Annotated in this window: 17 protein-coding genes and 4 pseudogenes; 9 read left to right on the top strand and 12 right to left on the bottom strand. The window is 66.4% G+C overall.

The genetic code is table 11. The features are described 5' to 3' along the window. Window positions 1-349: 349 nt before the first annotated feature. Window positions 350-760, top strand: a complete 411-nt coding sequence (locus AS594_RS00290) for a hypothetical protein (RefSeq protein WP_141746907.1) — start codon at window positions 350-352, stop codon at window positions 758-760. Here the strand turns inward: AS594_RS00290 and AS594_RS00285 are convergent. The 5 genes and pseudogenes from AS594_RS00285 to AS594_RS00255 form a co-directional block, all read right to left on the bottom strand. Continuing rightward, the gene (locus AS594_RS00285; RefSeq protein WP_069930165.1) at window positions 741-950 is read right to left on the bottom strand and encodes a hypothetical protein; all 210 of its coding nucleotides are present in this window, start codon (window positions 948-950) and stop codon (window positions 741-743) included. The two genes, AS594_RS00290 and AS594_RS00285, sit on opposite strands and share 20 nt — an antisense overlap. A gap of 269 nt (window positions 951-1,219) precedes the next feature. Continuing rightward, complete coding sequence (locus AS594_RS00280; RefSeq protein WP_069933702.1) at window positions 1,220-1,747, bottom strand: hypothetical protein; 528 nt, start codon at window positions 1,745-1,747, stop codon at window positions 1,220-1,222. Between the two features lie 173 nt (window positions 1,748-1,920). Beyond that, the gene (locus AS594_RS00275) at window positions 1,921-2,544 is read right to left on the bottom strand and encodes a hypothetical protein (RefSeq protein ID WP_069933701.1); all 624 of its coding nucleotides are present in this window, start codon (window positions 2,542-2,544) and stop codon (window positions 1,921-1,923) included. Between the two features lie 578 nt (window positions 2,545-3,122). After that, window positions 3,123-4,025 (bottom strand): annotated as a pseudogene (locus tag AS594_RS45715) (IS3 family transposase); the annotation flags it as partial. Window positions 4,026-4,114: 89 nt separating this feature from the next. Beyond that, window positions 4,115-4,780 (bottom strand): group II intron maturase-specific domain-containing protein, encoded by a 666-nt coding sequence (locus AS594_RS00255; RefSeq protein WP_240508866.1) that lies wholly within the window; start codon window positions 4,778-4,780, stop codon window positions 4,115-4,117. 190 nt (window positions 4,781-4,970) lie between these two features. Between AS594_RS00255 and AS594_RS00250 the strand changes: the two are divergent. From AS594_RS00250 to AS594_RS47145, 5 genes and pseudogenes are all read left to right on the top strand, one after another. Further along, window positions 4,971-5,824, top strand: a pseudogene (locus AS594_RS00250) (IS5 family transposase). Then, window positions 5,821-6,219 carry a hypothetical protein gene (locus tag AS594_RS00245; RefSeq protein ID WP_176733066.1) on the top strand — a complete coding sequence of 133 codons (399 nt, stop codon included), beginning with the start codon at window positions 5,821-5,823 and terminating at the stop codon, window positions 6,217-6,219. Before AS594_RS00250 ends, AS594_RS00245 begins: the two are co-directional and overlap by 4 nt. A 242-nt stretch (window positions 6,220-6,461) precedes the next feature. Then, window positions 6,462-6,746 carry a DUF7336 domain-containing protein gene (locus tag AS594_RS00240; protein WP_014140622.1) on the top strand — a complete coding sequence of 95 codons (285 nt, stop codon included), beginning with the start codon at window positions 6,462-6,464 and terminating at the stop codon, window positions 6,744-6,746. A 326-nt stretch (window positions 6,747-7,072) separates the two neighbouring features. Further along, complete coding sequence (locus AS594_RS47150; RefSeq protein WP_276207376.1) at window positions 7,073-7,729, top strand: ISAs1 family transposase; 657 nt, start codon at window positions 7,073-7,075, stop codon at window positions 7,727-7,729. After that, window positions 7,651-7,956: pseudogene (locus AS594_RS47145) on the top strand (hypothetical protein); the annotation flags it as partial. The gene AS594_RS47150 and the pseudogene AS594_RS47145, both read left to right, overlap by 79 nt. A 162-nt stretch (window positions 7,957-8,118) precedes the next feature. Here the strand turns inward: AS594_RS47145 and AS594_RS42575 are convergent. The 5 genes from AS594_RS42575 to AS594_RS00210 all read right to left on the bottom strand — a co-directional run bounded on the left by AS594_RS42575 (window position 8,119) and on the right by AS594_RS00210 (window position 12,775). Further along, complete coding sequence (locus tag AS594_RS42575) at window positions 8,119-8,547, bottom strand: RNA-dependent RNA polymerase family protein (RefSeq protein ID WP_240508865.1); 429 nt, start codon at window positions 8,545-8,547, stop codon at window positions 8,119-8,121. Between the two features lie 551 nt (window positions 8,548-9,098). Then, window positions 9,099-9,521, bottom strand: a complete 423-nt coding sequence (locus AS594_RS00225; RefSeq protein ID WP_141747126.1) for a transposase — start codon at window positions 9,519-9,521, stop codon at window positions 9,099-9,101. Then, window positions 9,522-10,070, bottom strand: a complete 549-nt coding sequence (locus AS594_RS00220; RefSeq protein WP_069933699.1) for a DciA family protein — start codon at window positions 10,068-10,070, stop codon at window positions 9,522-9,524. Between the two features lie 147 nt (window positions 10,071-10,217). After that, complete coding sequence (locus AS594_RS00215) at window positions 10,218-11,675, bottom strand: NF041680 family putative transposase (RefSeq protein ID WP_069934872.1); 1,458 nt, start codon at window positions 11,673-11,675, stop codon at window positions 10,218-10,220. Between the two features lie 263 nt (window positions 11,676-11,938). Next, the gene (locus AS594_RS00210) at window positions 11,939-12,775 is read right to left on the bottom strand and encodes an alpha/beta fold hydrolase (protein WP_069934871.1); all 837 of its coding nucleotides are present in this window, start codon (window positions 12,773-12,775) and stop codon (window positions 11,939-11,941) included. A gap of 162 nt (window positions 12,776-12,937) precedes the next feature. Between AS594_RS00210 and AS594_RS42570 the strand changes: the two are divergent. Then, window positions 12,938-13,083: pseudogene (locus AS594_RS42570) on the top strand (IS701 family transposase); the annotation flags it as partial. Between the two features lie 27 nt (window positions 13,084-13,110). Here the strand turns inward: AS594_RS42570 and AS594_RS00205 are convergent. Continuing rightward, window positions 13,111-13,515 (bottom strand): hypothetical protein, encoded by a 405-nt coding sequence (locus AS594_RS00205; RefSeq protein WP_069933696.1) that lies wholly within the window; start codon window positions 13,513-13,515, stop codon window positions 13,111-13,113. A gap of 91 nt (window positions 13,516-13,606) precedes the next feature. Between AS594_RS00205 and AS594_RS00200 the strand changes: the two genes are divergently transcribed. Both AS594_RS00200 and AS594_RS00195 read left to right on the top strand, forming a co-directional pair. Next, complete coding sequence (locus tag AS594_RS00200; RefSeq protein ID WP_079148666.1) at window positions 13,607-14,386, top strand: transposase; 780 nt, start codon at window positions 13,607-13,609, stop codon at window positions 14,384-14,386. 190 nt (window positions 14,387-14,576) lie between these two features. After that, window positions 14,577-16,013 carry an NF041680 family putative transposase gene (locus AS594_RS00195; protein WP_069774663.1) on the top strand — a complete coding sequence of 479 codons (1,437 nt, stop codon included), beginning with the start codon at window positions 14,577-14,579 and terminating at the stop codon, window positions 16,011-16,013. Between the two features lie 52 nt (window positions 16,014-16,065). Here AS594_RS00195 and AS594_RS00190 read toward each other — a convergent pair whose 3' ends face one another. Continuing rightward, window positions 16,066-16,404 (bottom strand): hypothetical protein, encoded by a 339-nt coding sequence (locus AS594_RS00190; RefSeq protein ID WP_141746910.1) that lies wholly within the window; start codon window positions 16,402-16,404, stop codon window positions 16,066-16,068. Window positions 16,405-16,806: the final 402 nt, after the last annotated feature.

Below are 16,806 nucleotides of genomic sequence, written 5' to 3'. Positions count from 1 at the left end.
GCGTTCTCATGCCCTGGGCCGAGCACCCGCTGCGCAGCCCGGGCCAGCGCTCATGTACGGAAACGCTGGCCTGCCGACGGACCGGATCGCTCGTTGCCGACCGCTCGCAACGCATTCCAGTCACAACCCTGTTGTATGGCTGGAACCAGTGCAATGCTGTGACGGCGGTGATCCTCTTTCCCCCAAGGCGGAGATCCCTCACCCTGGCCCCGCCCGTGTGCTGCCACGTGGGCGGGGCCACGCCGTCCCTCCCGGCCTCCCCACGGGAGGGCCGACGCCTGCCATCTGCTTGGTGAGTTCACCTTTCTGTGGCCGGGCACCTACGAACCACCTTCAGAGAGCGGGGCACGTGAACGGCCCGAAAGACGCGGCATCCACCGGGGCCGCTCAAGAGCACCTGATGATGACCCTGCTGCGTGAATCCGCCCAGCTGCGCAAGATCCTGGATCTGCGGGAGTACGAGTCAGCCGACGGAGACCGCCCGTACGACCAGGCGCTGCACGCAGCTGCCCGCCGCATGCTGGATCCAGTCGACAAGATCACCGTCCGTATGGCGACGGAGGCAGCGAACCGCGGGGCGTTCCACTGGACGCTGACTCTGACCCAACGACTGAGGCGCGGTCTCGCGGGGCAACGTCCCTGCACGCTCGGCACGGACCCGGCGCAGGGCGGCAGCCTCGGTCACGCCGCAGCGTGGTGGCGGGCGCTGCACGCGGGACGCCCCTTGCGCGCGGCGCAGCTCATCGGCTGGACTGCGTGATGCCGCTGGCGAGCTGGCCCAAGAAGTCCAGGATTCCCTGGCCCACTGGCGTCGGAGCGATGAGAACTCCCAGGGCAAGCACGATGACCACGGTGAACTTCTCGTCGAGTCGGCTGCGGGCCTCCGTACGGCGGCGCAGCCGGAAGAAGACGATGACCGCGAGCAGCACCGCCACATTGATCGTCAGCAACCGCCAGACCTCCCACCAGACCACGAGCGCCCTGAAAGGGCGGCGGATGCCCGCCCCCTTCCTCTTGTGTAGCCCGACCTCCGCGCCGCCGCGTCTCAGTTGCCTTGGATTGGCAATAAAACGATCTGCTGGCCGGATTCCGCAGGTGAGCGGCGCGCGGCGCCACGAGGGCGGCCGCACCGGTGCGGGTGCCGGGCGGCGCTCACCCTGCGACACCTCATGGGCGCGTTCTGGCGGAGTGCCTGAAGCTGAAACACGCCTCGCATACTTCAGAGAACCGTGCGCAGGTCCACGAGTGGCGTCTCGTCCTCACTATCGGTAGGGGTGAGGTGGTCGCGGTGGCGGCCTTCGGTGAGCATGTCGCGCAGATACATGCCGGGGAAGTCCAGCGGCTCGCTGCGGTCGGCCAGCGCCACGCGCACCCGGTAGGCCGTGTCGCCGTCGCGGAGCAGGATGTCGCACCAGTGTGGGAGCGGTGCCTCAATGCCGAGCAGGGTGACGTGTTCGTCGGCCAATGGTTGGATCCACGTGGCCAGGTCTTCCAACAGCCATGCCATGTTCATCCACGCGGGCGCGTGAGTGGCGGGTTGCCAGTCGTATTCGCGTCGGCCTTGGCGTCCCGGCACGGGGGGCGGCTCGCCTTGCATGTAGAGCGGTGGATCGGGTGTGGTCCCGGTGTCGGTGAAACCGATCTGCCGGGACTTGATCGTCATTGCTGTCACACGGAAGCCGTCCGTGCCGAGCTCGAAGGCGGCCTCGGACACGCGGGTGAGGAATTCGCTGTCGGGACTGGCCACGAGTCACCTTTCAAGAACGGGAGAGCGGGTGCGCCGTTCCCGACGGCGTGCTGCCGTCGGGAACGGCGCTGTGGACTGATCAGCCTGGGCGCGCAGGTGTCACAGTGCTCAGGCATCAATGAAACGGCATGCCGGAGACCCAGCAACGGCCGGCCACCGAACGGGTGAGGTTCTTACCTCGTTGCAGCGTTCTTGTTGACGCCGGCCTTCACGTCCGCGGATAGCACGGTTCGGGCAAAGGGCTTGTACGCGCCCACATACTTGTTGTCGCCCTCAGCTGCTACGGAGCTCCTGTTGGACTTGGCCAGGGCCGTGGTCACCCAGTTCGGGCACCTGGTGATGCCCACGCAGTACTCGGTGATGACGCCCTTGTCGTGATCGTCGCGGAGCTTCTTCTCGTTGGCCGTCATCAGCACCTTGTACTGCTTGACGAGCTCGCACACCCCGTTGCGGCACTTGTACTTACCCGCGTAACCCGTGTGCCGGTAGGACTGGCCTCCGATGTGCTCGCGCACCGGCGACTTCGCGATGTACTCCACAGCCGAGTACTTCGTGATGTTGTGCTTCTTCTTGACCTTCGTCCATCCGAAGCCCTTGTCGGCCGCCGCGTTGTAGTAGCCAAGCCGCAGCGACACCCGCCCGGGGCCCCGGTATTCAAGGTGCTTGAGGATCTTGTACGCCGGGTCTGCCTGTACCTGGGCACCTTCGTTGGCCGCAGCTGAAGCCGGGCTGCTTCCGATGGATCCCAGAGTGGCGGTGGCCGCGATCGCGACCGCGGCTATCTTCGTGCGGTTCATTCGAGCTGTTCCCCCTTCGTGAACCATGCGCACCGGTCCAGTACGCCTCATCACCCTAGGAAAACCGGTCGACGCGCTCCAACTCTTTTATCTACACGGCGTGTTGACCGCAACAGCCCAGGTCGCGCCCGCCGTGTCAGCGGGGGAGACCCCCGCTTCGCCCTGGCCACCTATCCCGTACGGGTGTCAACCCTTTGCCTGCTGCGTGTGCTGCCGCATAGGCAAGCCGCGTTCGCGGGCAAGGTCGGCAAGGGGGGAGGCTCTCGCCAGCCCGGGCAGCAAGGACCAAACATAGGTCGTGGTGGCCCGCCACCAGCCGTTCGTTCCGTCGGCGAACGGCTTCCGGCCCGTCCCTGTCCACGTTGGCCCTGTACGCGAACGCGTCAAGCGGTCGAGGCAGGGGGGTGGCGCTCTGGATCGCGTCCACCCATTTCCTCCACCACTTGGTCTGCCGCCGTCTCTCCAGAGTGCGCGATCCACAGTGGGTGCTCAGGCCCGAAAGCCTGTGTCGCATCGTGCCACACGTCCATGAGTGCGGCCTCGGGCCTTCCCCGTGAAGGTGGGCACGCGGTTATTGATCACGCGGCGAGCGTGAGTTTAGCGGTGTGGTGTCGGCGTTCGTATTCGTTGGGGCTGAGGTGGCCGTTGGCGGAGTGCCGGCGGCGGGTGTTGTAGCGGGTCAGCCAGGCAAAGACGGTCCTGCGGCAGGTGTCGGCGTCACCGTAGTCGTGGGTGCCCTGGAGGGTCTCGCGTTTCAGGGAGGCGTGGAAGCTTTCGCAGGCCGTGTTGTCGGCGCTGGTGCCGACCGCGCCCATCGATCGGTCACTCCGAACTGGTCGCAGAGGCGGCGAAGGCCCGGGAGCCGTATTGCGCCCCGTGGTCGGAGTGGAACACGGCACCGTCCAGGCCGCCTCGGGTCGAGGCCGCCATCCGCAGTGCGTCGGCGACCAGGCCGGTGCGCATGTGGTCGGCGATGGACCAGCCGACGACCTTGCGGCTGAAGCAGTCCAGCACGGTCGCGAGATAGAGGAACTTCCCGCATGAGAGTGGGAGATACGTGATGTCGCCCATGTACTTCCGCCCCGGCTCGGTGGCGGTGAAGTCCCGCTGGAACAGGTCCGGGACCGGTGAGGTGGCCGGGTCGGGGACGGTGGTGCGCACGCGTCTGCGCAGGCGGATTCCGGTGATGGAGAACGTCCGCATGATCCGGGCGATCCGCTTTTCGTTGACCCGCCGTCCTTTCTCGCGGAGCTCGGCGGTCACGCGCGGGGAGCCGTAGGCGCCGCCGGATCGCCGTGGACCTCGCGGATCTCCTCGGCCAGGATCCGGTCCTCCCGCTGCCGGGTGGCCCGGGCCTCGGCGCCGGCGAGCCATTTGTAGTAGCTGGACCGGTTCACGTCCAGGACCTGGCAGAGCCGCTTCACCTCGTAGGTGTTGCGATGGTCGTCAACGAACTGGAAGCGGCTCATCACCAGTTCGTCGCCGAGTAGCCGGAGGGGATTTCACCCTCCGGCCCTCACAGAACGGAGCGTGACGATCTCTCGTCACTCCGCTCTTGTCGTCCTGATCCTCAAACCAGCACGGCACTCACGGTCGGGGTGATGCGCCAGTGCGCGAACATGCGGGGGTATCGCCGGGCGATCTCCTGCATTTTCGCCAGCGCCTTCCGCTTGGCCGCGAGCCGTTTGTACTTCTTGCGGATCCAACGCACCAGGTAGGAGTTGATGCGTGTCATGAAAGAGGTGAACTCCCAGGGCCTGAAACGGCCGTAGTAGTTGATCCAGCCCGCCACGACAGGGTTGATCCTCCGGGCGAGCTCCTGGAAGGTCAGATCGGTGCGGGTGTGCAGATGCCAGCTCCGCACTTCCCGACCCATCTTCTTGAGAGCGTCCTTGCTGACCGCCGGGTCAAACGCCAGGAACTGGTTCCCGTGTCGACTCCGGTTCCTCCTGGCGCGGAAGGTGTATCCCAGGAACGTGAACGCCGTGTGCTCGTAGGAGCCTTGGCGATTCCCGTCCCGGCAGTACACGATCCGGGTCTTGGCCGGGTGCAGACGCAGCCCGACCTCGGCCATCCTGTCCGTGAGCGCGGCCAGTACCTGGCGGGCCTGACGCTCGGTGACGCAGTGCAGCACCGCATCATCCGCATACCGCTCGAACCAGACGGACGGGAACTCCCGGGCCATCCAGGTGTCGAACGCGTAGTGCAGGAACAGGTTCGCCATGACGGGCGACACGGGAGCCCCTTGCGGGGTTCCCGCTCCCGTTCCAGCAGAGAGCCGTCGGGCATCTGAAGCGGGGCAGCGAGCCACCGCCGCACATATAAGTGGGCGTTAAGTCCGGTCTTCCTCGGTTCGTGATCGCTCGATCGTGGTACTGATCGCCGTCCCGGCCGCCTGGTGAGCATGTCCATGTTGAGATGCGAGCGTGAAGAGAGAGCCGTACCTCAGCGACTTATCAGACGAGCAGTGGGCGTTGATCGAGCCGATGATCACGGCCTGGAAGCAGGACAGGGTGGCGCGGTCGGCGACCGGAGATCCCGGGTCCTGCGACCTCCGGGAGGTCGTGAACGCGATCTTCTATCAGAACCGGACGGGCTGTCAGTGGCGCCTTTTGCCGCATGACTTCCCGGCCTGGTCGGCGGTGTTCTACTACTTCGGCCTGTGGCGTGAGGACGGGCTGGACCAGCGGATCCAGGAACTCCTGCGCTGCCAGGTGCGGGAGAAGGCCCGCCGATTAGAGGACCCGTCCCTCGTGATCATCGACACGCAGTCCGTCCGCGCCGCGGCGGGTGTCCCGAAGACCACGACGGGGCTGGACGCGAACAAGAAGGTGTCGGGGCGCAAGCGGGGACTGGCCGTCGACGTTCTGGGGCTGATCATCGGCGTCGTCGTCCTGGCCGCCTCCGCGCACGACAACGCCGCCGGCACCGCCCTGCTCGACCAGGCCGCCGAGCGGTGCGGGATGCGCCTGGAGAAAGCGCTGGTGGACCAGGGCTTCAAGGACGAAGTCATCATCCACGGCGTCCTGCTGGGCATCGACGTCGAGGTCGTCCGTCGCAACCCTGCTGACCAGGGCAAAGGGTTTGTCCGCAGCCGAAGCGGTGGGTGGTCGAGCAGACGAACGGCACGTTGATGCTGCACCGGCGTCTGGCCCGGGAGTACGACCACCGGCCCGACACCTCCGCCTCACGCGTCTACTGGGCCTCCACCGCGAACATGGCCCGCCGCCTCACCACCCCCGCTCCGGCCTGGCGCGACATTCTCGGGCTGGCCGCGTGAACGTCTCCGAGCTCCTGGCCTACCTTCAAACCCAGCAGGACGAGGCCACCACCCGGGCCGCAGAACTACGCGGCCAGATCGAGCACCTCACCGCTGCCCTGGCCGAGAGCGAAGCGCGACTCACGGATCTGGCCACCACTCGAAAAGTCATCACGGAGGCCGCACCAGCAGGAGCCGAACCCGATCCACCCGAGGCGAACACCGCCTACCAGGACATCGTGAACGCGTTCAACCAGCACCCCGACCAGGTGTTCCGAGCTCGCGAGCTGCACGAACTCCTCGGCATGCCCACCGACGAGGCATCCGTCAACATCACCCGCAGCCGCCTCGGCCGCCTCACCCGCCAAGGCTTCCTCACCCAACCCGGACGAGGCCATTACCAGAAACGGACTTAACGACCTCTAAGTTCACCCAGACGGCGTCGGTATGCGCTTCCACTGCCTTGACCAGCAGGTCCCAGGGCACGCTGTCAAAGAACTTGGCGATGTCGAATTCAACCACCCAGTCCCGTTTCCAACAGCGCTTCCGGCACCAGGGCCTCGGCGAAGTCGCGTGATGCCCGGTTTGTGATCGTGGGGGCCCAGGAGGCGAGGGGTGCCGAACGTCCAGGAACTTGAGTGCTGGTAGCTTCGCGCCCGTGATCGTGTATCCGCTGTGGCATGTCGGCCACCAGAACGAAGCTGGCGACGACGGCTCGACAGTGCACGTTGATGAGAGTGGCGTGTTCTGCGACGAGTCGGACGGCGACGACGTAAAGCTGCTCGGTATCTACTCAACCCTTGAACGGGTTGAAGAGCGTGTGCGTCAGGCTCGACTGCTACCGGGCTTCCGTGATGAACCGGAGTGCTTCTACTTCGACCCCTGCGAGCTCGATGAGGATGACTGGACCGAGGGCTTCGTTCGAGTTCCGCCGGGCGAGTAGGTCCGTGGGCAGAGCCTTGGTCGGCTGCCGTTCCGTGGTCACATAAGCCCCAGGGCTTCGGCACAGGGCTTCGGTGTTGTCGGATGACGCCCGCTCCCTGACGGATGACCAGATTGGGCGGGGTCGGGTGCAGAACAGGCACGGACGCCCGCGATCATGGAGTTCTCTACGCTCTGTAATCCTGGGAAGTCCGTGCCTGCCGACGTATCATCTCTGATCCCCCTGCCCTGGATCAACTCGGCCCCCGTCCGGGAGCCACCCCCAGGGAGATCCCCGACCTGCTGGAGTGCCTCGCCCAGGTCCCCGATCCGCGTAATCCCCGCGGAGTGCGGCATCCGCTCGCCGCGGTGCTGGCCCTGACCGCCTGCGCGGTCCTCGCCGGTGCGAGGTCGCTGCTGGCGGTGAGTGAATGGGTGGCCGAGGCCCCCGAAGAACTCCTCGAGCGGCTGGGTATCCGCGTCGACCCACTCTTCCCGAAACGCTCCTGGCCTGCGGAGACAACGATCCGCAGAGTCCTGGCCAGGATCGACGCAAACGCCCTGGACCGGGCGGTCGGGACCTGGCTTGCCGGCCGGCAGCAGCACGCGGGCGGGTTGCGGGCACTGGCCGTCGACGGGAAGTCGCTGCGGGGCGCCGCCCGCGCCAAGGGCCGGAGAGTCCACCTCCTGGCCGCCTGCGACCACGTCGGCGGGCTGGTCCTCGCACAGATGGACGTCGGTGAGAAGACCAACGAGATCACTCGTTTCCGACCCCTGCTGGACACGCTGCCCGACCTGTCTGGCACCGTCGTGACCAGCGATGCCCTGCACACTCAAACCGACCACGCCACCTATCTGCGGGGGCGGGACGCCCATTACATCGTGATCGTGAAGCGCAACACGAAGAAACTCAGCACGCAGCTCAAATCCCTTCCCTGGCAACAGATTCCGCTCCAGGACCGCACCCGCACGACGGGCACGGACGCTGTGAGATCCGCAGGCTGAAGGTCTGCACGGTCAACAACCTGCTCTTCCCTGGCGCCCGCCAGGCCGTCCAGATCGTCCGCCGCCGCGTGAATCGCACGACGGGGAAGATCAGCCTCAAGACCATCTACGCGGTCACCAGCCTCGCCGCGGAACAGGCCCCGCCCGCCCGGGTCGCCCAACTGATCCGCGGGCACTGGACGGTCGAGGCCCTGCACCACATCAGAGACGTCACCTTCGCCGAGGACGCCTCCCAACTGCGGACCGGGAACGCACCCCAGGCGATGGCGACCTACAGAAACCTCGCAATCGGAGCCCTCCGCCTCGCCGGCGTCCGCAACATCGCCGCCGGCCTCCGCCGGACAGCCAGGGACCAAACCCGCACCCTCACCCATCTCGGCCTCACATGATCAAAAAGGACGAGGTGCGACTACGCCGAAGCCTTGCTTCCGGCACTTCTCCACCGCATCCAAGGCCGACCGCCCAGGCCGGTATCCGAAACTGTCGGGATGGAAAATTGGCTCCACCCTCAGCAGGAGATGCCGGGCCACGACGGTCTGAGCCACGCGGTCGGCGACAGCAGGAATGCCGAGCATTCTTTCGCCGCCTCCCTGTGGCTTGGGAATTGCCACCGCTCGCACCGGGGGCGGAAAGTATGAACCTGACGACATCCTGTTCCAGACCTTGTAGAGGTTGTTCCTCAGGTCCTTCTCGAAGTCGTCGATGCTCTGCCCGTCCACTCCCGGGGCTCCGTTATTCGCTCTGACTTCCTCCCAGGCTTCCTTGACTGCCCACTTCGAAATCTCAAACGGCTTGGTCTGCGACTTCAACTGGTCCACCGAACTCCTCCCGGACACCGTCCGGTTGATGCGATCAACACAGTCACGAACGACCCGGCCCCTTCGCTCCGCCCCCATTACAGGGGCTTCACCACTACTACGAGCCGGTCCGCCGGCCCGCCCCGCATCGGTACTCAGCCCCTCGCAGTGTCCACTGCTTGAGGCGCTCCCTCTCGCCGCCGCTGCACGGCGGGCAGTATCGGGGCTTGCCTTCTCCTGTTCCATGCGGAAGCCGCAGACCGGGCTCACGTCGCCTGCATGCCGGACACCACCTGGCCAATAGACGGGCTCCCGCCAGGCTCATCCCGGAGTCCGGAGAACACCCCGGTTTTGATGTCGTCTGTTTTCGTTTCGACACGTCAGCAGCGATTCACTTGCGTTCGTCTTCCCGGTCCCCACCTGACGCCTCTTACGGCGCCTTTTCCTCATCGCTCACCACGACAGTCTTCAGCTAACGCAGCATGAGGCGGTTTGAAGCCTCCCCCCGCAGGGCGGCTCCGAAGGGCCATAAAACCTTCATCTTCCGCACAGCGCCACTCTTGAAAGCTGTCCTACAACCAGCTCTCTTTCGTGTTCAGGACACAATCTCCGGCGAAATACTTGGCCGCCTTGCGCAGGATGTCCCGCTCGGTCGCGAGCTTGCGCTCACTTGCCTCGAGCTCGGCCACCCGGGCCTCCAACTGCCGCACCCGCTCGTCCGGATCAGCGGACGGCACCGCCTCCCGAGGCTGGGCGCCCGGCTTCGCAGCCGCGGCGGTTACGCCACGGCGTTCGCGGTCCCGCAGCACCCACTCCCGCAGGGTCGCCCGGTTGACGCCCAGGTCAGCGGCGATGCTCTTGTAGATCGCCCCGGGTGTGGACTCGTACAGGGCCACGGCATCGGCCTTGAACTCGTCCGAATAGTCCTTCATCGCCATCGGCGGTCTTCTCGCTTCCTCCGGATCAAGCAGATCCAGTATCAGCGTGTCCACCACTCAGGGGGAGGCCCCCTCCACAGCGGCCCGGTCGGAGAACTCGGGCGACGAAGCAATCAGGACCCCGACGGACCGTAGGTGGCTTGTGCGTAACCGGACGATGGAGCTGCCCGGCAGCGTCGCCCGTAGACGGGCGAGAACGAAGGGTGTGCGTTGGGCCAGGAGATCGCGTGCGTGGGCACACTCCGCCTCCGTGGCCAACTCCCGACCCCAGTCACTCAGGCTGCGCGGACGGACCCGGTCGGCAAGATCAGATCCCACCAAGTCCGACCACAGCTGGATCAGCTCCTCAGGGACCGGGGCCGGCTTCAATACGGTGATGCCCGCCACCTTCGGCAGGTCATCGGGGCGTGCCCCATTGAGGCGCTCGACGACACGGTGCGCCATGAGTCTCATCTGGGTGGACCAGGCCTGATCTGAGCAGAGCACGCCAAGCTCGCCGTCCGATGAGATGCCGACCGGCTGGGCATGGCGGGCCAGGTCGTTTCCCACCGTGCTGCACCACCATTCGGTGGCGCGGTCGAACCAGTCCGGGCGCTCAAAGTCCATCAGCCTGATCCTTCCCGTAGCTGCCGGTTTGTGGAACTCGTGAAAACCATAGGGGCGGCCTGAAGAGGGAGTTACCCAGCACACCAGCGCGTGCCACCGTGTGGACGGCAGTATCCCCTCTGAGCTGAACTTGGCTTAACTTGATCTTTAACCTGTGCGGCGGGGTCGTGGGGTTGTTGACTTCCTCTGTCGTGGTTTCGCGGTGTCTGTTTTGCGGACTGTGTGGACGTCGTGGCGTGGGGTTGCCCGGGTGTTCTTGCGTCCTGGTGGCCGTCCGGGGCCGGGGCGGGAGGGTTTCGGTGCTTCGGCGGGACAGGCGGCGTTCGGGCGGAGGTGCCGGAAATCGCGACGGACCCGGGCGGGGGTGAGCCTGTCGGGCGGGCTCGGTTTCTCCCACGGCCGGCGTAGATCGGCCGCCAGCGGGCGGGCGAGCCGGAGCTGGGTGAAGACGGCGAGGATGAGCCAGCTCCAGCGGTCCGCGGCTTCCGGGGTGCGGATCTTCGGGCAGGTCCAGCCCAGTGTCTGCTTGAACAGGCGGAAGGTGTGCTCGATGTCGAAGCGCCGAAGGAATGCCTGCCAGAGCAGGTCGATGTCGGTTTCGGTGGCGTCGGTGCCCGACCACCACAGCCAGACCGGCTTGGGTGTCGCGCCGCTGGGCAGGTGGTCGACCTGCAGGCGGATCACGGTGCCCTCGATTACGGGCAACGCGCCCAGCTGGGCCGTCCAGGCAAAGCGGTGGGTCAGTCTCGGGTGGAGCCTGTCCCAGGCCCGGGCGGTGGCGGTGCCGTAGAGACGGGTCTCGGTCACGGTTGCCGCGTCGGGGGTGTCCCAGGTGGCGGGGTCGCCGAAGACGAACTCGCCACCGTGGCGGGGCGGGCGGCCCCGGGTGCCAGGGGTGCGGGGCGGTGCCGCCCGGCGCAGGACGCGGTCCGAGCGCATCCGGCCCAGCACCTGCACCGGCAGATCCTTCAGCAGGAAGGCCAGGCGAGGCACGTCGTATCCGGCGTCCACCACAATCAGGATCTCCGGGTCACCGTCCCTCCACTGCCCGGCTGCGATCAGTCGCTCGACCAGTTCGCGCATCTGCCCGGCGGTGACCGTGGCAGCGTCGTCGCCCGGCGCCAGACGCAGCGCGTCCAGCGGCGCGGTCCACGAACTACGGCCCGTCTCCAGCGCGCAGATCACCGAGTACGGCCAGCCGGGAACGGGAATGTGCTGGTCCTTGCCCCGCCCGTAGGTGTGGCACAGGATCCGCTGCGGTGAGGTGTGCGCGTCGGGCCGCAGCCAGCAAGTGATGTCGGCAGCCAGCACCAGCTGGTTGTCCGCCGCCCGCGGCAGAGGCACCGCGGCCAGCGCCCGCCGCAGCCGGGCGACATCGACTCGGCCTGCGGCCAGGGCGTCGTAGAGCCCACCGTGCCCGCGACGGTGTTCGCCCACCAGCGACAGCTCCACCAGCGACCTGACCGGACCATCCGCACACAGCACGGCGTCGCCCAGCTCGAACAACGCATCCGCACGCCTGGTCAGACAGGAGTAGAACTCACCCCGGAAGCGTGACAGTTCCGCAAACGGATCCTGCCGGACAGCATGATGCAACAGACTCATCCCCACGGCCTTCGTGCTGAGCTTGTGTGTTCCTTGGTCGGATCACATGCTCAGCCGAAGGCCGCCTGCGTGTACCGCAGTTACCAGTCCGAGTGATCAAGTACGAGGAGCCGTTCGGTTCCCGAGGTTAAAGATCAAGTTAAGGGCTGTCCCGTAAGTTGTGGCCGTCCGGGGTCCGGCGGTCAACTGGAGGTGAGTCGCGCTCCACTCAGAGCACCATGAAGGGCGTCATCAGGCCCCGCCGAACCCCTCGAACGACAAGCTCATCCCTTTATGAACTCGATGATCGGGGGGGCTATTTTCCTCGGGGCCATGACGACGGCGCCGTGGTTGAGGCCGGGCAGGGTGCGGTGGTCGGCCTGCGGCAGGATCTCGATGACGGCGCGGGCGGCGCGCTGGAAGGCGGCCGGGCTCTTGCTGCCAGTAAGTACACGGGTGCGTACGGCCACTGCCTTCCACTCCTCGGCGTCTAGCGGTTTGCCTTGCTGGGTATCGCCCATGACCGCAATGTCGTAGGGCAGAGTGCGGGCCAGCTTGGTGAGGTTCGCCCACATCTTCGGCATCAACTTCATAAAGAACACGGCGACGCCGGGCATGCCCTGCACTCTGGTCATGAAGTACTTGACCGCGTCGCTGTGTCGGCCTTCCGCAAGCAGCGCGTCAATGTGCTGCGCGAGATCCTTGGGCGGTCCGTCGTCGTCTTCGGCGACCACGAACGGCGGCTCATACAGGGCCAGGCGGTCGACGTTTACTCCGGCAGCGGCCGCGCGCAGGGCGAGGACTGCTCCGGAGGACGAGCCGAACAGCGACGCCGAACCGCCGACGTGTTCGATCAGGGCGGCGATGTCCTCAACCTCGCGGTCGGGGGCGTAAGCATTGGCGTCACCGCTGGCACCCCGTCCGCGTCGGTCGTAGTTGACTACAGTGAAGTGCTGGGCGAGGAGAGCCGCGAGTTTGGTCGTGTCGGAGCGGTCGGCCAGCGCCGAGGCCACCAGGACGACGGCCGGCCCGCTGCCCGATTGCTCGAATGCGATCTCGGTGCCGTCGGCGGAGACGACGCGGGCTCCGGCACTGGCCGACTGCTCTCGGGCTGTTGACATATCCATCTCTCCGGTTCACGTAGGGGCCGTACTGCTGTGGCGTGGGGTGCTGCCGATGAGACTCCCGCGGGGCAGAAAACTCATCGGTGCCCAGGGGCTAAAGGTCTCCGCAATGTATTGCCGGAGGAGCTGGTAGCTGCCCTTCTGTGGCTACTGGGCACGGACGGGCTGATTCCGCTTACCTGTAACGAGATCCAGCGACTGTTCACGACGCTCGTCGTCCGGCCCAGTGCGATGCAGCCCACCGGCTCCGCTGGTCCGCCTGGCGACGCCGCCACCAGGCCCGAGCCCAGGCTGGCCATTACCGCAACGTGAAGATCACGACCCCGGGGCGGCTAGGCCTGGCCCCGCAGGATGCGCTCAAACCAGTCCGCAGTCAGTTCCGCGCAGCGGGCGGGTGAACCGGCGACGCGGTGTATTCCCACCACAGACCCCTGGAGGGGAATGTACATCTGATCGTGCAGTTCGGTACCGAGCACACCCTGCCCGTCGAAGAACGCGCCGAACACATGGGAGATGACATGGGTTCCAGGCGTCACCGCGTAGAGCAGGGCCAGCAGATGCGCGAATCCGGTCTCCTCAGGGCGGAGGATGAGGGTGTCGTCGGGTTCGCAGGGCCAGGTGACAGCCCGCTCGCGCAGTACGGACACGAACGTGCAGCATGCACCTTCCAGCGTCTCGAACGCGTCCTCATCGGTCTCTCCGACCGAGAACCAGGGCACGTACACACGGCCGTCCATAGCTTGCACCGTACCTGACAGGCCGACCGATCAAGCCAACCCCACCGGATCCAGGACATAGGGCAGCAGTGGCAGCTGAGATGATCTAGTTGTGACTGGTGTGATCACGGCGTCGCAGCCGTCCTGGATAGTCCCGTTCACCGGGATGAGCCCGCGCTCTTTCGGGAAGCTGGTGACGGTTCTGCGGCGCGAGGGTGCGGACGCCGTCAGCAAGGGCCGGCCGTGGAGCCTGTCTCTGGAGGACCGAACACTGCTGGTCGCGGCTTACTGGCGCACGAACTTGACGGTGCGACAGCTCGCCCCGCTCTTCGGTGTGTCGAAGTCGGCCGTAGACCGGATCATCGGCCGTCTCGGGCCGATGATCGCGCTCCGGCCCCGCAAGCGTTTCGCCAAAGACACCGTACTGATCGTGGACGGGACGCTGGTGCCCACCCGTGACCACACCATCGCCGAGCAGTCCAAGAACTATCGGTACTCCACCAACCACCAGGTCGTCATCGACGCCGACACCCGCCTAGTTGTCTTGGTGGGCCGCCCGCTGCCCGGCAACCGCAACGACTGCAAGGCATGGGAGGAGTCAGGGGCCAAGGCCTCCGTCGGTCAGACCGTGACGATTGCCGACGGCGGCTATCCCGGAACCGGTCTCGTCATGCCCCACCGCCGCCGCACAGGCGAAGAGCTGCCCGGCTGGAAGCAGGCTCACAACAAGTCCCACAAACAGGTCCGCGCCCGCGTCGAGCATGTCTTCGCCCGCATGAAGACTTGGAAGATCCTCCGAGACTGCCGTCTCAAGGGCGACGGCGTCCATCACGCCATGCTCGGAATCGCCCACCTCTACAACCTCGCCCTCACCGGGGAGACGAGCGGGTAACCCAGCAGCTTTGGCCACACCAACTCAGAGATCATTTACGGGACAGCCCTTAGCTTGGCGTTTATGGTCTGCCGTCGAACACGGCCTCGAACTTGCTGATGGGTTTGCCTGAGTTCCGGACGTAAGAGCGGCCTTCGCCTGATCCTGTGCTCCGTCACAGAGGCATGGGATCAACACGAAGGCCGTAGATATGAGTGTGCTGCAACACGGCGTCCCGCGGGATGCGTTTGCCGAACTGTCATGCTTCCGGACGGAGCTCTATGCCTGTCTGACCGGGCGGCGCGATGCGCTGTTCGAGCTGAGTGATGCCCTGCTGTGCGCGGATGGTCCGGTGAGGACGTTGGTCGAGCTGTCGTTGGAGCCTGAGCACCGGCGTGGGCATGGCGCCTTGTACGGCGGCCTGAACTGCGGGGATCTGGATGTGGCACGCCTGCGCAGGACGCTGGCAGGGCTGCCGCTTCCCCGCACGGCGTCGGGGCGGCTGGTCCTGGCGGTCGATGTGAGCAACTGGTTGCGGCCGGACGCGAATACCAGCCCGGACCGGATGTTCTGCCACACATACGGGCGAGGCAGAGGCTCGGCCCAGATGATCCCCGGTTGGCCCTACTCCTTCGTTGCCGCTGTGGAGCCGGGCCGGACCTCGTGGACGGCCGTGTTGGACGTGCTCCGGCTGCGGCCCTGGGACGACGCGATCGCCGTCACCGCCGGCCAGGTCCGAGAGGTGTTCCAGCGGTTGTATGTGGCAGGCCAGTGGCAGATCGGCGACCCGCCCGTCCTCGTCGTCTTTGATGCCGGCTACGACGTGACCCGCCTGGCCTTCCTGCTCGCGGACCTGCCCGTGGAGTTACTGGGCCGGATGCGTTCGGACCGAGTCCTGTACTTTCCGCCTACGCCCCAGCCGGCGGGCAAGCGCGGGCGTAAACCCAAGCACGGGGCAGAGTTCACCTTCGAGTACCCGGCCACCCTGCCGGTCCCGTCCATCACCACGGTGACCGACACCACTCACTACGGGCAGGCCGTCGCCACGGCGTGGGACCGCCTGCATCCACTGCTGACCCGGCGCTCGGCCTGGGCCGACCATCCCGGAGAGTTGCCGATCATCGAAGGCACCGTCATCCGTCTGCGGGTCGACCACCTTCGCGGCGACCGCCACCCCCGGCCGATCTGGCTGTGGTGGTCGGCCACCGATGCCACCGCCGGGGACGTGGACCGGCTCTGGCAGGCGTTCCTGCGCAGATTCGACCTGGAACACACCTTCAGGATGTTCAAGCAGACGCTGGGCTGGACGGCTCCCAAACTCCGCGAGCCGGCCGCCGCTGACCGTTGGACCTGGCTGGTCATCGCCGCCCACACCCAACTCCGCCTGGCCCGGCCCCTTGCCGAGGACCTTCGCAGACCCTGGGAGCGGCCCGCACGCCAAGGACGTCTCACCCCTGCACGGGTCCGCCGAGGATTTCGCCGCCTCCACGGCAAGGCCCCTCAACCGGCCGGTGCACCGAAACCCAGCACCGCAGGCCCAGGCCGACCAATCGGCACGAAGAACAAGCACCGTGCACGCGAACGCACCGTCGGGAAACAGGGCCAACCGGACCTCACGACAACCATCACAAGCAGCAGAGCTGGATAAACGTCAAGCTTAGTGTTTGTGCTGGGCTGGCTAGTCATGCCGAGGACTCCTTTCAGGGCAGGGGCAGGGGTTGGGCGCTGACGTAGTAGCCCGGCCCGTGGGGGCCGTGCTCGTCGTGGTGCAGCGTGCCGTCGGCCACCAGGTGGCGGAACGCGCGCGGGATGCACTTTGGTTGGATGCCATGCGCGACGGCGAGGATTGAGGTCGGCATGGCCTGGCCCCGGTGGTAGATGCCGGCGCTGATCCGTGCTTGAACCTCCCTGAGCAGGTCCACGTCGTCGGGGTGCACGTCGCCGGGTGCCAGAACCTCGCCGCGCTGGTGCATGCCCCAGACGACTTCGCCGATGCCGTCCAGGTGGACAAGTGCCGCTTTCAAGGTCCTGTACGGCACCGAAAGATGGTGAGCCAGGGAGCGGGCACTTGGGAGGGGCCCACCCGGTGAGCAGTGCTGAGCGATGTACTGCCTGACCAGCCAAACGGCAGACGCCAGGCGCCGCTCCATGCCCCGGTCCACGGTGTCGGTGGGCATCGTCATTATCCGTATCTCGTCTCAAAGGACCCCCGCTGCCGGAACCGGATCCGTTCTGGCAGCGGGGGAGCGGACCGTGTCGCTGGAATATGAGGGGGACAGCGCCAGCGACACGGAGTTGGGCCTCGGGAAGCGGTCCAGTCGGCACGAGTCGGTCGCTCGCTGACGGACGCAGCCAGTAGGGGCCCGACGGGGTGCGGCTGCTCAGGGAGGGCAGGGTGATCACGTGAGGGGCGCCGAGGCATACGGCGTGGGAGGGAGGTA

The organism is Streptomyces agglomeratus (assembly GCF_001746415.1).
GTDB lineage: Bacteria > Actinomycetota > Actinomycetes > Streptomycetales > Streptomycetaceae > Streptomyces > Streptomyces agglomeratus.
The sequence above is the reverse complement of the archived record's forward strand: the minus strand, read 5'-3'. Positions and strand labels throughout refer to the sequence as shown.

Coding starts and splice junctions, on each gene's coding strand:
- AS594_RS00205 (WP_069933696.1), bottom strand. CDS start 13,515: ATGGACGGCCGTGTGTACGTGCCCTGGTTCTCGGTCGGAGAGACCGAT.
- AS594_RS00210 (WP_069934871.1), bottom strand. CDS start 12,775: ATGTCAACAGCCCGAGAGCAGTCGGCCAGTGCCGGAGCCCGCGTCGTC.
- AS594_RS00220 (WP_069933699.1), bottom strand. CDS start 10,070: ATGGACTTTGAGCGCCCGGACTGGTTCGACCGCGCCACCGAATGGTGG.
- AS594_RS00275 (WP_069933701.1), bottom strand. CDS start 2,544: ATGAACCGCACGAAGATAGCCGCGGTCGCGATCGCGGCCACCGCCACT.
- AS594_RS00195 (WP_069774663.1), top strand. CDS start 14,577: ATGAGTGTGCTGCAACACGGCGTCCCGCGGGATGCGTTTGCCGAACTG.
- AS594_RS00215 (WP_069934872.1), bottom strand. CDS start 11,675: ATGAGTCTGTTGCATCATGCTGTCCGGCAGGATCCGTTTGCGGAACTG.